Origin of the sequence: Corynebacterium pollutisoli, assembly GCF_900177745.1 — a bacterium.
GTDB classification, from domain to species: Bacteria; Actinomycetota; Actinomycetes; order Mycobacteriales; family Mycobacteriaceae; genus Corynebacterium; species Corynebacterium pollutisoli.
Genome location: NZ_FXAR01000002.1, coordinates 297,241 through 309,856, shown reverse-complemented (window position 1 = coordinate 309,856; position 12,616 = coordinate 297,241). Strand labels below are relative to the sequence as shown.

The following is a 12,616-nucleotide window of genomic DNA, read 5'->3' as shown; positions in this document are numbered from 1 at the left end:
GCGGGGTCTAAGGTTGAGGGCATGAATCATCCGGAGAACGACACCCCACGGGAGGATCCCGGTCGCCCGAACTGGCGGAACTTCCTGGACCACCCGGAGAACGATCTCACCCAGGACGCGGACTTCGCCAACCGGCAGCCCCCGTCACCCCGCTCCGCCGAGGAGCTCGCCTCCTCCACCGACCCCGTCATCCAGGCCGAGCGCAACCGCCGCTCCACCCGTCAGGCCCTCGCCTGGCTGTTCGGCACCATCGCCCTGACCGCCGGCGGCGGCTTCCTCCTGGCCCTGGTCACCCGCCTCATGGGCGGACCGCTGTGCGACGCCGGCGAGGCCGCCTGGCTGTGCACCCGCTCCGCGCAGATCTGGTGGCCCATCGTCACCAGCATCTTCGCCATGGGCGGTGTCATCGGCTGCGCCGTCATCATGGTGCGCAAGCTCAACAACTACACCCGCTGGCGCCCGTGGATGGGCATCTTCTGGGTGCTCATCCCCTTCGCCATGATGTGGATGCTGCAGACGTGGCAGATCCTCATCATCGCGCTGAACAACTAGGCGCCGGCCGCCACCTCGGCGCAGTCCGGACGGCCGCAGTGCGCGGTCGCGGGCTGCGCCGCACATGATTCACACACCAGTGCCTGGCGGCGACAGGTGTCCTCGTTGAGGCAGTTGATGAAGTTGTTCGTGTGCTCCCCGCAGTGGATGCAGTGGCCGAGCTCGGCGTAGTCCTCGCCGAACTCCATGTGCATGCGTTTGTCGAAGACGTAGAGCGAGCCCTCCCACAGGCCGTCGTTTCCGTACTTTTCGCCGTAGCGGACGATGCCGCCGTCGATCTGGTACACCTCCCGGAACCCGCGGTTGAGCATGAGGGATGAGAGGATCTCGCAACGCACGCCGCCGGTGCAGTACGTGACCACCGGTTTATCCTTCATCCAGTCATATTTGCCGGACTCCAGCTCCCCGATGAAATCGTGTGTGGTGGTGACGTCCGGGACCACCGCATCACGGAACCTGCCGATCTGCGCCTCCATCGCGTTGCGACCGTCGAAGAAGACGACGTCGTCCCCGCGTTCCTCCACCAGGGAGTTGACCTCCTCGGGCCGGAGATGCACACCGCCGCCGATGATGCCGTCCTCGTCGACCTTGATCTCCCCCGCCGCGTTGAACGCCACGATCTCGTCGCGGACCTTCACGCTCAGCTTCGGGAAGTCCTCCGCCCCACCCTCGGACCACTTGAACTCCATGTCGCGGAAGCCCGGGTAGTCCCGCGTCTTGCGGATGTAGCGCTTGCACGCGTCGATGTCACCGCCGACGGTGCCGTTGATCCCGTGCTCCGAGATGAGGATGCGGCCGCGCAGACCCAGCGACTCACACAGGTCGCGCTGCCACAGCATCACCGCCTTGGGGTCACTGATCGGAGTGAAGCGGTAGTACAGGAGGATTTTGCTGATGGCCACGGGGCTGATTCTATCCCGTGGCCCGGGCCCTACCTCTTCCGGTACAGCGACTTGCGCCAGTACTCCGGCTCGGAGGTGACCAGCACGCCGAGGTTGCGGAAGATGCCCTCGTCCACCGATCCGAGGATGGTCGTGGTGTGGGCCTCGCAGCCGTGGAGGTTCTTCAGTTCGGCCAGTGCCCGGCGCGCCTCGTCGCTGCCGGCGGCGGAGACGGACAGGGCGATGAGGACCTCGTCGGTGTGCAGGCGGGGGTTGCGGGAGCCGAGGTGCTCGGTCTTGAGGGTCTGGATCGGCTCGATGGACTCCGGGGACAGCAGGTGCTTCTCGCGGTCGATGCCGGCCAGGTGCTTGAGGGCGTTGAGCAGCATGCCGGCGGAGCAGCCCAGCAGCGGGGTGGTCTTGCCGGTGATGATGGTGCCGTCGGCGAGTTCCATGGCGGAGCCGGGTTCGCCGGTCTGCGCGGCAACCTCGAGGGCGGGGGCGACGACGCGGCGGTCCTCCACCGTGGTGCGCGCCTTGGACATGACCATGCCGATGCGGGAGGAGACGACGTCGTCGAGGTCGTCGCGGCGTTCGTCGACGAGCGCCTTGTAGTAGCGGCGGACGATCTCCTGGCGGGAGGCCTCGCGGCACACCTCGTCGTCGGAGATGCAGTGGCCGACCATGTTGACGCCCATGTCGGTCGGCGACTGGTACGGACTCTCCCCCGCCAGGGTCTCCAGGAGGGTGCGCAGGAGGGGGAACACCTCGACGTCGCGGTTGTAGCTGGTCACCTGCTTGCCGTAGGCGGAGAGGTGGAAGGGGTCAATGACGTTGATGTCGTCGAGGTCGGCGGTGGCGGCCTCGTAGGCGAGGTTGACGGGGTGCTCGAGCGGCAGGTTCCAGATGGGGAACGTCTCGAACTTGGCGTAACCGGCCTTCACCCCGCGCTGGTACTCGTGGTAGACCTGCGACAGGCAGGTGGCCAGCTTGCCGGAGCCGGGGCCCGGCGCGGTGACGACGATGAGGTCCCGGCTGGTCTCGACGTAGTCGTTGACGCCGAAGCCCTCCTCGGAGACGATGCGGCGGGTGTCCGTGGGGTAGCCGGGGATGACGCGGTGGCGGTGGACCTTGAGCCCGAGGCGCTGGAGGCGGTCCATGAAGGCGTGGGCGATGGGGTTGTCGTCGGTCAGCTGGGTCATGACGACGTTCTCCACGAGGAAGCCCCGCTCGCGGAAGATGTCGATGAGTCGCAGCGCATCCTCCTCGTAGGGGATGCCCAGGTCGGCGCGGACCTTCTGTCGCTCGAGGTCCTTGGCGTTGAGGCAGACGATGATCTCCAGGTCACCCTTGATGCGTTCGAGCATCGCGATCTTGTTGTCGGGGGTGAATCCGGGGAGGACGCGGGAGGCGTGCATGTCGTCGAAGAGTTTGCCGCCCATCTCGAGGTAGAGCTTGCCGCCGATCTCCGAGCGGCGGGCGTTGATGTGCTCCGACTGCATCTCGATGTAACGTTCGCGATCGAATCCGATCTTCTGCGGCATGCGTGTGAGTCCCCTGCGTGGTGATGGATCTGACTGCACTGACTCTACCGCTAAACCGCACCGGCGACGGTCACGCAGTGCGCAGCTGCGCACTCTTCATGCCCTGTCACCTGCACTGACTACACTGTGGCGCATGCCTGAAGGTCACGTCATCCACCGTCTCGCCCGCGAGCTCAACGCCGGCTTCACCGCGGGTCCGCTGGAGGTCAGTTCCCCGCAGGGCCGGTTCTCCGCGGAGGCGGCGCTGCTCGACGGCGCGCGGATCGCCCGCGCGGAGGCCGTCGGCAAGCATCTGTTCGTGGACTTCGACACGCCGCACCCGGAGCACATCGTGTACATCCACCTGGGGCTCATCGGGCAGCTCAAGTTCGAGCCGGCGGCGGAGCAGGCGGGTCAGATCCGGCTGCGCATCAGCGACGGGGTGCACGCCGCCCACCTGCGGGGGCCGCAGTGGTGCCGGCTCATCACCGACGAGGAGTACGCCGCCATCCGTGCGAAGTCCGGCGAGGACCCGATCCGCGAGGACGCCGACCCGGACGCCCTGTGGCCGCGCGTGCACCGCTCCCGCCGGAGCATCGGTTCCCAGCTCATGGACCAGAAACTCTTCGCCGGGGTGGGCAACATCTACCGCGCGGAGACCCTCTTCCGCCTGGGTATCTCGCCGTTCCTGCCGGGCACGCAGCTGCAGCGCAATGAGTTCGACAGTATCTGGGCCGATCTCGTGGGGCTCATGGCGGAGGGGGTGGAGTCGGGGCGCATCGACACGGTCCGCCCCGAGCACACCCCGGAGGCGATGGCGCGCGAACCCCGGAAGGACGACCACGGCGGCGAGGTCTATGTCTACCGCCGCGCGGGTCTGCCCTGCTACGTGTGCGGCGCGCCCGTCAGTCACCGGGTGATGGAAGGTCGCAATCTGTTCTGGTGTCCCGTCTGCCAGGGGTGACTACCCTGGGGGGCATGATCCTGGCCAGTGCCGCCTACCCGGTGTCCACCATCCGCGCCTCCGAACAGGTGCTTCTCGACGCCCAGTCGGAGCCCGATCAGCTCATGCGTCGGGCCGCCCATGCCGTGGCGGTTGCCGCGGAGTCCCTCCTCGCCGGGCAGGAGCACCCGTATGTGCTACTGCTCGTCGGCGCGGGGGGCAACGGCGGTGACGCCCTGTACGCCGGGGCCTCCCTCGCCGCCACCCACGATGTCCGGGCGGTGCTGCTCGGCCGGGAGGGCCGGGTCCACGAGCGTGCGCGCGACGCTTTCGTCGCGGCCGGCGGTGACGTCCTCGAGGAGCTGCCGGAGCCCGACCTCGCCGACCTCATCGTCGACGGTGTCCTGGGGATCGGCGGTTCCGGCGGCCTCACCCCGGAGCTGGGTGACTGGCTGGGCGAGGCGCAGGCACCGGTGCTGGCGGTCGACGTGCCCTCCGGCATCGACGCCGACACGGGCATCGCCGCCGAGCACCACGTCACCGCCGATGTCACCGTCACCTTCGGTGGCCTGCGTCTGGCGCACGCGGTGAGCCCCCTGTGCGGGGAGGTGCTGCTCGCCGACATCGGTCACGAGGGCGGCATGCTCAGCCGCGAGCTGCTCAGGACCTCCCGACCCACCATGGTGTACCGCGTGCTCGAACCGCGGCGCTCCTGGCCGGCGCCGCTCATCCCGCTCATCAGCGTCACCTCCGAGGAGTCGCTCGAGCCCGGTGTGGAGGACGACAAGTACTCCGGCGGGGTCGTCGGGGTGTGCGCGGGTTCGGAGACCTACCCCGGCGCGTCACTGCTCACCACCCTCGGCGCGGTCCGCGCCACCAGTTCGATGGTCCGCTACGTCGGCCCGCTGGGCCGCGACGTCGTCCGCGCGGTGCCGGAGGTGGTCATCTCAGATTCCGTCGCCGGCACCGGCCGGGTCCAGGCGTGGGTCGTCGGCCCCGGCCGCGGCACGGACGACGCCGCCCACGCGGAGCTCGCCGAGCTGCTCGCCCGCCCCGAGACCCTGCTCATCGACGCCGACGCCGTCACCCTCCTCGCCCGCTCCCCCGAGCTGCGGACCGCGCTGCGCACCCGGGAGGGTGACGCACTGCTCACCCCGCACCGCGGGGAGTTCCGTCGCCTCGCCGAGGCGGTCGGCGGGCTGCCCGACGTCAGCTCCGACCCGCTCGGTGCGGTCCGTGCCCTGTCCGGGGAGCTCAACTGCGCGGTGCTGCTCAAGGGGCGCCGCACGGTGATGGGCTTCGCCGACCACCTGTGCACCATCGACGCCGGGTCCTCCTGGGCCGCCACCCCCGGCTCCGGGGACGTGCTCTCCGGCCTGGTCGGGGCCTGGCTCGCCCGCTGCGGGCTCATGGGGATCCGCGAGGCGGTGAGCATCCACGGCCTCGCCGCGTGGCTGTCCGCCCGGACCCCCGACGGCCCCGCCCCCACCTCCGCCTCCCGGATCGCGGAGGCGATCCCGCAGGCGACGGCGCGGTTCACGGGGCGTCGATAAGCAACGACGAAGGCCGCGCCACCGTGGGGACGGTGGCGCGGCCTGCTGCCTTGACCGGGGGTTTAGTGCCCCTGACACACATTCCTGCACGTCCCTACCCCCGGAAAACAAAAAGGTGCAGGTCACAGACCTGCACCCTCACATACCCCCTTACCCGACCCCGGTTATGACCGCGACCGCACAATCCCGGTGAACACCATCTCCGGAGTGATGGCCGCCAGGTCGGCCGGGGCGTACTGTCCCTCCGGCTTGTACCACTCCACGATCGAGTTGATCATGCCGAAAATGAGGCGGGCGACGACGCCGGCCTCGAGGTCGGTGCGCAGGGACCCCTCCGCCTGAGCGCGCTCCACCACGTCGACGAGCGCCCGGGTGATTCCCCGGCGGCGCTCCATGATGGCCAGCTCGACGTCGGTGTTGCCCCGCAGCCGCAGGAGCAGGCGGACGTAGGCGGGGTACTCACACAGGACGCGGGTGGTGCCGGCGATGAGCAGGCGCAACTGCTCCACCGGATCATCCGAGGCCTCCAGCGCCCCGTCGACGACGGCCCTGAGCTCCTCGAGCGCCTTGCCCGTCGCCTCGACGAGGATCTCCTCCTTCGAGGCGATGTGGTGGTAGATCGCGGACTTACTCAACCCGAGGCGCTCGGCGAGGGCGCCCATGGAGGTCGCCTCGTAGCCGCGGGCGTTGAACTCCTCGACCGCGATCCGGATGACGTCCTCACGGGCGTAACCGGGCCGACCCCGGCCGGCGGTGGTGCTCGACGGCATTTCCTGTCTCCTTCACGTACGTGCTGCTGCGGAAGTGTACGTGACACCAACAGGGGAACCCGCACTGAGGTTCCGCCCACAAAGTGACTCCGATCACGTACACTGGCCGCTCAATACCGACCGATCGGGCGGTATTTCTGCACCAGGGGCCTCCGAACAGGCCCCTGAACTGCAACGACACACATACTGCCACCACCCCAGGAGTTCCGCATGACCCAGCTGCTCGTCGAGCCCGCCCCGGGCCCGGTCCTGGCCAACTACGGCCTGGAGAACCTGCGCTTCATCACCCCGGTCACCTACGACGACTCCGTCCGCATCGAGCTGACCGCCAAGCGCATCACCCCGCGCGTCACCGACAAGTACGGCGAGGTGTGCTGGGATGCGCAGCTGTTCAACCAGAACGATGAGCTGGTCGCGTCCTACGACGTGCTCACCCTCGTCGAGAAGGTGAACACCACCTACGCCAACTGGAACAAGTAGGCCCCCACAGTCCGGTGCAGCGCCGGGAGACAAGGTAGTGTCGCGCTCCTCTCCCGGCGCTTCGCCATGTCCGGGGCAGCTACGGGGTTGACCGGCGCCTGCGGAGCCTCTCCCAGGGCCAGGTCATGCCCGCCCAGGTGACGGCGAGGATGCCGCAGCCGACGCCGAGGTAGGTGGGCCAGGGGCCCATGGCGTCGAGAAGCGAGCGCCCCGGGGGGTGCGCGTTGAGGTAGCCGTAGTTGGAGCCGGTGACCACGTTGATGAGCATGGTCACCGCCATCCACGCCAGCGAGAAGACCCACGTCACCTGGTACCACGTCCAGGTCGGGCGCATGCCTCTCCCCCACACCAGGACGTTCGGCGCGATGAAGACCGCCGCGTGGAGGAGCCAGTACATGAGGTACTCGAGGCGGGGGTCCACGAAGTAGCTGAGGTCCGGGGTGAGCAGGGACTGCACGTTGAGGGTCAGGCCCCAGTAGTAGGTCGGGGCGACCCACCACCACTTCCGGGTGATGAGCGCGAGCGACATCGTCAGCCGGGCCATGTCCGACAGGTGCAGCGGCAGGGAGCGCTGGACGTCGAAGACGGCGGGACGCATGTCCCATCCCATCCACCACACGGAGACCGCGAGCATCACCCAGCCGGCGACCGTGATCCAGCGGTCGACGTCGCGGCCGCGGACGGCGCGCACGAGCAGCGGCGTGGCCACCGCGATGACCATCAGCGCGGCCCAGTGCTCCGGGCTGTAAGGGGCCACGTCATCACCCCCGTCCACACGATCGCGATGAGGATGACCTCGAGAATCCAGTAGGTCCGTTTCCATCCCACACGATGGAAGATATCAATGATGGAGGGGGTCGGTGGTTTGTGGGCGAAGAAGCCGTAGTTGCCGCCGGTGATCCTGTTGGCCAGGCCCGCCACCGCCATCCAGCCGGGCGAGACGGCCGCGACGAAGCGGAAGTCCCGCCACGTGGGCCGCCACCCGAACCCGGCGACCATGACGATCGGCACGATAAGCGCCACCATGTGGAAGAACCAGTAGCCGGCGAACTGCACCCACGCCGGGTGGTGCACGTAGGGCAGGTACGGGGTGATGATCGCCTGCGGATTCAGCAGGATCCCCCAATAATAGGTGATCGCCAGGGCCCGCTCATCGCCGGTGATGAGACCGTACGCGAGGATGTACCGCAGCCAGTCGCACAGGTGGAAGGGCAGCGCCTCGGTGACGTGCAGGTTGCCGGGCCACAGCGTGAACACCAGCCACGCCCCCGCCAGCACCATGAGCACCCAGCCCGTCACCTGCCGGGCGACGGTCAGCCACGGGGCCCCACGCACCCGGCGCGCCGCGACCACGAGGATCCCGCACGCCACGATCCCGGTCACCAGCACGGCGATGTGCTCGGGGCTGTACTGCCGCATCCAGGTGTAGCTCACGCCGCCCGCCCCGTGATCACACCGTCGACCATGAGGAAAGGCCAGCTCAGGCCGTTCTTGGTCAGTACCTGCGGGCGCAGCTCATCAGGCAGGATGAGTGATTTCTCACCGTAGCCGAGCAGGATCTCGTCGAAGGCGGGCAGCTCGTAGGTCGTCGCCAGCGCCTCCTCCAGTTCCCGCTTGTCGACGTCCCGCTGCCACTCCCCCATCCAGTACCCGTCGCCGAATCCGTCCCCGAATGCAACGACGTCCCGTGCCAGCGCCACCGCCTTCTTCGCCTGGGCGACCGTGATCCCGGCCCACCACACGAGATCCTTCACCGACGCCGGCCCGTGTGAATGAAGGTAGCGGGTCCCCAGCTCCGCCAGGGCCTCCTCCCCCGCCAGCTCCCGCTGCGCGACGGGCAGGGTGTCCACGTGCACGAACGTCTCGACGGCCCCCTGCCGCGGGCCCTGGACCACATCGCCCTCTCCCCCGAAGGCGCGCGCGAGGTGCGGGCCGCGCTGCTCGGTGGGATCCACGCCCGCCGCCGCGAACACCTCGTACATCTCCGGCCGGGTGAGCGGCCGTTCCCGGAGGGCGGAATGCAGCGCCTCCCGGGCGGCCTCCACCTGCGGTTCCGTGATCCCCAGGCCCACTCGCCGCTGCATCTGCGCACGTGCCACCCGGGGGCCGCACAGCCGCATCATCCAGCGGGCGTCTTCCGCAGGCAGGAAATGCAGGGTGCCGCGCATCGGCCAGGCCCGCACGACCTCGTGCTTGTCGACGGCGGCGAGCACCGCGGCGTCGTCACGCGGCCCCCGCAGGGACAGGGCCCGGATGCCGTCACCGTACTTCTGGCCCTGGACGCCGAGCATCCACCGGGCGGCCTCCGCGGCACTGCGTCCGGGGGTGTGCAGGCCCTGGGCGATGATGCGCCGGGCGCGCAGTTCGGCGAGCTGGTCCATGCCCGCCATTATGACACCGCCCGCACCTCCCGGACGCGGCCGTCCCGCATCTCGACGACGCGGTCGCAGGAGTCGAGGAGCGAGCGGTCGTGCGTGACCAGGAGGGTGACCGCCTGCGTCTCCCGGGTGATGTCGGCGAGCAGGTCCACGACCTCGCGGGCCAGGCGGGTGTCGAGGGCGGAGGTCGGCTCGTCGGCGAGCAGGACGGCGGGGGAGCCCATGAGGGCGCGGGCGATGTTGACGCGCTGGCGCTGCCCACCGGAGAGCTGGTTCATCCGGCGGTGGCCGGACCCGGCGAGTCCGACGCGTTCCAGCAGCTCATCGGCCCGGTCGCGGCGCGGCTTCCGCCCCCGGATGTGGTCGGTGACAAGCAGCTGCTCCCGGGCGGTGAGCGCGCCCAGCAGGTTGGCCTGCTGGAAGATGAGGCCGCGGGGTCCGTCGACACGCACCTGCCCCGAGGTGGGTTCCTGCAGGCCGGCGGCCACGGCCAGCAGCGAGGATTTACCGGAACCGGATTCCCCGACCAGCGCGGTGAACTGCCCGGGGTGCAGGGTGAGGGAGACGTCGTCGACGGCGGTGACCTCAGTGGGTCCGTCGGGGTAGGTGAGGGTGATGTGGTCAAGGTGGAGAGTCATTATCCGTGTCCTCCGAGAGCGATGAGCGGGTCCACCCGGGCGACCCGCCGGGTGGCCAGGTAGGCGCCGACGAGGCCGAGCAGCCAGATGCCGACGGCCGGGCCGAGCACGGTCACGGCGGTGAGCCGGAAGGGGACCGCCTGTCCCGCGAGAATCCCCAGGCCCCAGCCGGCCAGGGCTCCTACCGTCACGCCGAGCGCCAGGATGAGCGCGGCCTGCCCCAGGGCGTCGCGGACGAGATACCCGGGGCTCGCCCCGAGGGCCCGCAGGATGGACAGGTCGCGGGTGCGCTGGACCGTCCACACGGTGAGGAAGGACACGATGACCAGCGCCGATATGGCGTAGAGGAAACCCTGCATCGTCTGCAGCGAGCCCCGCTCCGACTGGTACGCGGCCAACCCGGCGAAGGATCCGCGCAGGGTGGTCACGGTCATGCCGGTCGCATCCCCGGCAACGTCCCCGTCCACCAGCAGGACGGTGCCCAGGGCGTCGGTGCGGGCGATGTCCTGCCAGGTGGCGGTGTCGACCCACACGACGGGGGAGTGGGAGTGGAACTCGTCGGGGGCGGTGCCCGCGACGGGGACGTGGACGCCGCCGAGGTCGACGTGGCGGGGCGGAGCGTCGAGAAGCGATTCGGACAGGACCGCCCCCGGGCCGACACCGGGGAGGCCGAGGACGGCAACCGCCCGGGTCGTGTCCGCCTCGAGGCGGGTCTGCAGCGTGCCGAGCGGGCGGACCTCCTCGACCCCCGCGACAGTCTCCCAGGCGGCCACGTCGGCAGCGGTGACCTGCGAGTCCGTGAACGAGGGCTCCTCCGAGGAGAACACGACCCGGTCGGGGTCGAGCGAGGTGAGGGCCGATGTGTTCTGCGCGCCGAGGCCGCCGGTGAGGCCAGTGAGCATGATGAGCAGGAGGGTGATGAGCCCGACGACCGCCGCGATGAGCGAGAATCTGCCGCGGGCGTGGATGAGATCGCGGATACCGAGGAACATGCCTTCATGCTCGCCGCCCCCGGCCCGCATTCCATCGGCTGCGCAGTGGAAACTGCGCTCAACCGGTCGGTTGATGCCCCCTCCACCACCCGGCGGCTACGGTCGGGGGTGTGACAGCCCTGCTCCGTACCCTCCGCATCGGCCTGCACCTGCTCTTCGCGTTTCTGCTGGTGCTGGGCCTGGTGCTGTTCCTGCTGGCGGAGCCGGCGGCGGCGACGGGCACGCCGGTGCTGCCGCTCACCGTCGGGCTGGCTCTGGTCTACGTGCTGGGCACGGTGTGGGAGCACAGTGTCGGCACCCCGCCGCGGGGCGTCGTGTGGTGGTGGCTGGCGGCGGTGACGCTGCTGTGGCATGCCCTGGTGGCCGTGTCCATCACGTTCGTATGGCTGCTGTTTCCGCTGGTCCTGCTGTTTCTCCATCTCCTCCCGCGCACGCTGGGGGTGGTGGCGGCGGTGGCGGCGTGGGCGATCGCGGCGTTCGTGCCCGCGCAGCTGCACCCGGGGGAGTGGACACCGGCCTCGGCGGTGGGTCCGTTCATCGGGACGGTCCTGGCGGTGGCGATCTACTGGACGTACCTCGCCCTGCACCGGGAGGCCGCGCACCACCGCCGGGTGGCCGATGATCTGCGGGCCACCCAGGAGGAACTCGCCGCGTCCGAGCATCAGGCCGGGCGTCTCGAGGAGCGCGAGCGGCTCTCCCGCGAGATCCACGACACCGTCGCCCAGGGCCTGAGCTCCATCGTGCTGGTGTCCCGGGCGGTGCGCGGCAGCCTGGAGCGCGGCGACGTCGATGCCGCCCTGCACCAGGTGCGCACCATCGAGGACCAGGCCGCGGACAGCCTCGCCGAGGCCCGCCGCTTCGTCCGCGATCTGGCGACACCGGGGGAGCCCGTGCCGGTGGCTCTGCGCCACATCGTCGAACGCACCCGCGCCCGGCAGGAGGCCCTCGGCGAACCCCTCGACCTCACCCTGCAGCTGGCCGGCGACACCGACCGTGAGCTGCCGGAACCCGTGTCACGGGTGGTCATCCGGGCGGCGGGGGAGTTGCTGGCGAACGTCGTCAAGCATGCCGCCGCGGGCCGCGCGGTGGTCACCTACGGCGTGTGGGACAGCGAGGTCACCCTCGACGTGCTCGACGACGGCCGCGGCTTCCCCGGTACCCGCGGTTACGGCCTGCGGGGCCTCGCGGCCCGCGTCGCCTCCGTCGGCGGGGAGCTGGTCATCGAGTCCGACGGTGGCACCGCCGCCACCGTCCGCATCCCCCTGACCTCGGCAAAGGAGCCGTCATGATCCGTGTCATGCTCATCGACGACCACCCCGTCGTCCGCGCCGGACTGCGCACCATCCTCGACGCGTTCCCCGACATCAGCGTCGTCGCGGAAGGGGCCGACGGGGAGGCCGCGCTGTCGGCCACGCGGGGGGAGGTCGACGTCGTGGTGTGCGACATCCAGATGCCCGGCATGGACGGCATCACCGCCACCCGCCGCCTGCGTGCGGCCGACGGCCCGCCGGTGCTCATCCTCACCACCTACGACACGCAGGCGGACATCGTCGCCGCCGTCGAGGCCGGTGCCCTCGGCTACCTCCTCAAGGATGCCCCTGAACAGGCGCTTCACGACGCCGTCGTGGCCACCGCCGCCGGCCGCCGCACCCTCGCCCCCGAGGTCGCCGACGCTCTGGCGGAGCGGATGAGCCGCCCCGCGGAGGCCCTGTCCGCCCGCGAGATCGAGATCCTCCGGGCCCTGGAGACGGGCGCCGGCAACCGGGAACTGGCGAAGATGCTGTTCATCTCCGAGGCCACCGTGAAGACGCACCTGGTGCACATCTTCCAGAAGCTCGGCGTGGGCACCCGCACGGCCGCCATCACCGCGGCCCGCGAAAGACGTGTGATCTGAACCACCACAGAC

Annotated in this window: 13 protein-coding genes and 1 pseudogene; 6 read left to right on the top strand and 8 right to left on the bottom strand. The window is 69.9% G+C overall.

The window, feature by feature from the left end; genetic code table 11:
- Positions 1 to 21 precede the first annotated feature (21 nt).
- A complete protein-coding gene (locus B9Y70_RS04855) occupies positions 22 to 552 on the top strand; it encodes a hypothetical protein (protein ID WP_240309133.1) in 531 nt (176 codons plus the stop codon).
- On the opposite strand, the gene trhO is transcribed toward B9Y70_RS04855, so the two are convergent.
- Together trhO and B9Y70_RS04845 are read right to left on the bottom strand one after the other, a co-directional pair.
- Positions 549 to 1,454 carry an oxygen-dependent tRNA uridine(34) hydroxylase TrhO gene (gene trhO / locus B9Y70_RS04850; protein WP_085549117.1) on the bottom strand — a complete coding sequence of 302 codons (906 nt, stop codon included), beginning with the start codon at positions 1,452 to 1,454 and terminating at the stop codon, positions 549 to 551. The two genes, B9Y70_RS04855 and trhO, sit on opposite strands and share 4 nt — an antisense overlap.
- A gap of 29 nt (positions 1,455 to 1,483) precedes the next feature.
- A complete protein-coding gene (locus B9Y70_RS04845; RefSeq protein WP_085549116.1) occupies positions 1,484 to 2,977 on the bottom strand; it encodes a DUF1846 domain-containing protein in 1,494 nt (497 codons plus the stop codon).
- Between the two features lie 133 nt (positions 2,978 to 3,110).
- On the opposite strand from B9Y70_RS04845, the gene B9Y70_RS04840 reads away from it, so the two are divergent.
- Together B9Y70_RS04840 and B9Y70_RS04835 are read left to right on the top strand one after the other, a co-directional pair.
- Entirely contained in the window at positions 3,111 to 3,920 is an 810-nt protein-coding gene (locus tag B9Y70_RS04840) for an Fpg/Nei family DNA glycosylase (RefSeq protein WP_085549115.1), read from the top strand.
- 14 nt (positions 3,921 to 3,934) lie between these two features.
- Complete coding sequence (locus tag B9Y70_RS04835) at positions 3,935 to 5,452, top strand: bifunctional ADP-dependent NAD(P)H-hydrate dehydratase/NAD(P)H-hydrate epimerase (RefSeq protein ID WP_085549114.1); 1,518 nt, start codon at positions 3,935 to 3,937, stop codon at positions 5,450 to 5,452.
- A 164-nt stretch (positions 5,453 to 5,616) separates the two neighbouring features.
- Here the strand turns inward: B9Y70_RS04835 and B9Y70_RS04830 are convergent, their stop codons facing one another.
- Positions 5,617 to 6,222 carry a TetR/AcrR family transcriptional regulator gene (locus B9Y70_RS04830; RefSeq protein ID WP_085549113.1) on the bottom strand — a complete coding sequence of 202 codons (606 nt, stop codon included), beginning with the start codon at positions 6,220 to 6,222 and terminating at the stop codon, positions 5,617 to 5,619.
- 219 nt (positions 6,223 to 6,441) lie between these two features.
- Between B9Y70_RS04830 and B9Y70_RS04825 the strand changes: the two are divergent.
- Positions 6,442 to 6,702, top strand: a pseudogene (locus B9Y70_RS04825) (hotdog family protein); the annotation flags it as partial.
- 79 nt (positions 6,703 to 6,781) lie between these two features.
- Here B9Y70_RS04825 and B9Y70_RS04820 read toward each other — a convergent pair.
- From B9Y70_RS04820 to B9Y70_RS04800, 5 genes are read right to left on the bottom strand one after another with little or no spacing between them, the layout of a single operon-like run.
- On the bottom strand, positions 6,782 to 7,459 hold the full coding sequence (locus B9Y70_RS04820; RefSeq protein WP_159449781.1) for a YwaF family protein: 678 nt from the start codon (positions 7,457 to 7,459) through the stop codon (positions 6,782 to 6,784).
- Positions 7,423 to 8,136, bottom strand: a complete 714-nt coding sequence (locus B9Y70_RS04815) for a YwaF family protein (protein WP_143337523.1) — start codon at positions 8,134 to 8,136, stop codon at positions 7,423 to 7,425. The genes B9Y70_RS04820 and B9Y70_RS04815 overlap by 37 nt, the downstream gene beginning before the upstream one ends.
- Positions 8,133 to 9,083, bottom strand: coding sequence for a winged helix DNA-binding domain-containing protein (locus tag B9Y70_RS04810; protein WP_085549162.1), 951 nt, complete (start codon positions 9,081 to 9,083; stop codon positions 8,133 to 8,135). Before B9Y70_RS04810 ends, B9Y70_RS04815 begins: the two co-directional genes overlap by 4 nt.
- Positions 9,084 to 9,091: 8 nt before the next feature.
- Positions 9,092 to 9,718: an ABC transporter ATP-binding protein gene (locus B9Y70_RS04805; protein ID WP_085549111.1), complete on the bottom strand. Its 627-nt coding sequence runs from the start codon at positions 9,716 to 9,718 to the stop codon at positions 9,092 to 9,094.
- A complete protein-coding gene (locus tag B9Y70_RS04800) occupies positions 9,718 to 10,710 on the bottom strand; it encodes an ABC transporter permease (protein ID WP_085549110.1) in 993 nt (330 codons plus the stop codon). Before B9Y70_RS04800 ends, B9Y70_RS04805 begins: the two co-directional genes overlap by 1 nt.
- 110 nt (positions 10,711 to 10,820) lie before the next feature.
- Here B9Y70_RS04800 and B9Y70_RS04795 point away from each other — a divergent pair, with 110 nt between their 5' ends.
- Positions 10,821 to 11,999, top strand: coding sequence for a sensor histidine kinase (locus tag B9Y70_RS04795; protein ID WP_085549109.1), 1,179 nt, complete (start codon positions 10,821 to 10,823; stop codon positions 11,997 to 11,999).
- The gene (locus B9Y70_RS04790) at positions 11,996 to 12,604 is read left to right on the top strand and encodes a response regulator (RefSeq protein WP_085549108.1); all 609 of its coding nucleotides are present in this window, start codon (positions 11,996 to 11,998) and stop codon (positions 12,602 to 12,604) included. Before B9Y70_RS04795 ends, B9Y70_RS04790 begins: the two co-directional genes overlap by 4 nt.
- Positions 12,605 to 12,616: the final 12 nt, after the last annotated feature.

Excerpts from the sequence above, each read along its gene's own strand:
- B9Y70_RS04855 (WP_240309133.1), top strand. The coding sequence starts at position 22 with ATGAATCATCCGGAGAACGACACCCCACGGGAGGATCCCGGTCGCCCG.
- B9Y70_RS04810 (WP_085549162.1), bottom strand. The coding sequence starts at position 9,083 with ATGGACCAGCTCGCCGAACTGCGCGCCCGGCGCATCATCGCCCAGGGC.
- B9Y70_RS04805 (WP_085549111.1), bottom strand. The coding sequence starts at position 9,718 with ATGACTCTCCACCTTGACCACATCACCCTCACCTACCCCGACGGACCC.
- B9Y70_RS04835 (WP_085549114.1), top strand. The coding sequence starts at position 3,935 with ATGATCCTGGCCAGTGCCGCCTACCCGGTGTCCACCATCCGCGCCTCC.
- B9Y70_RS04790 (WP_085549108.1), top strand. The coding sequence starts at position 11,996 with ATGATCCGTGTCATGCTCATCGACGACCACCCCGTCGTCCGCGCCGGA.
- B9Y70_RS04845 (WP_085549116.1), bottom strand. The coding sequence starts at position 2,977 with ATGCCGCAGAAGATCGGATTCGATCGCGAACGTTACATCGAGATGCAG.
- B9Y70_RS04830 (WP_085549113.1), bottom strand. The coding sequence starts at position 6,222 with ATGCCGTCGAGCACCACCGCCGGCCGGGGTCGGCCCGGTTACGCCCGT.
- B9Y70_RS04800 (WP_085549110.1), bottom strand. The coding sequence starts at position 10,710 with ATGTTCCTCGGTATCCGCGATCTCATCCACGCCCGCGGCAGATTCTCG.
- B9Y70_RS04840 (WP_085549115.1), top strand. The coding sequence starts at position 3,111 with ATGCCTGAAGGTCACGTCATCCACCGTCTCGCCCGCGAGCTCAACGCC.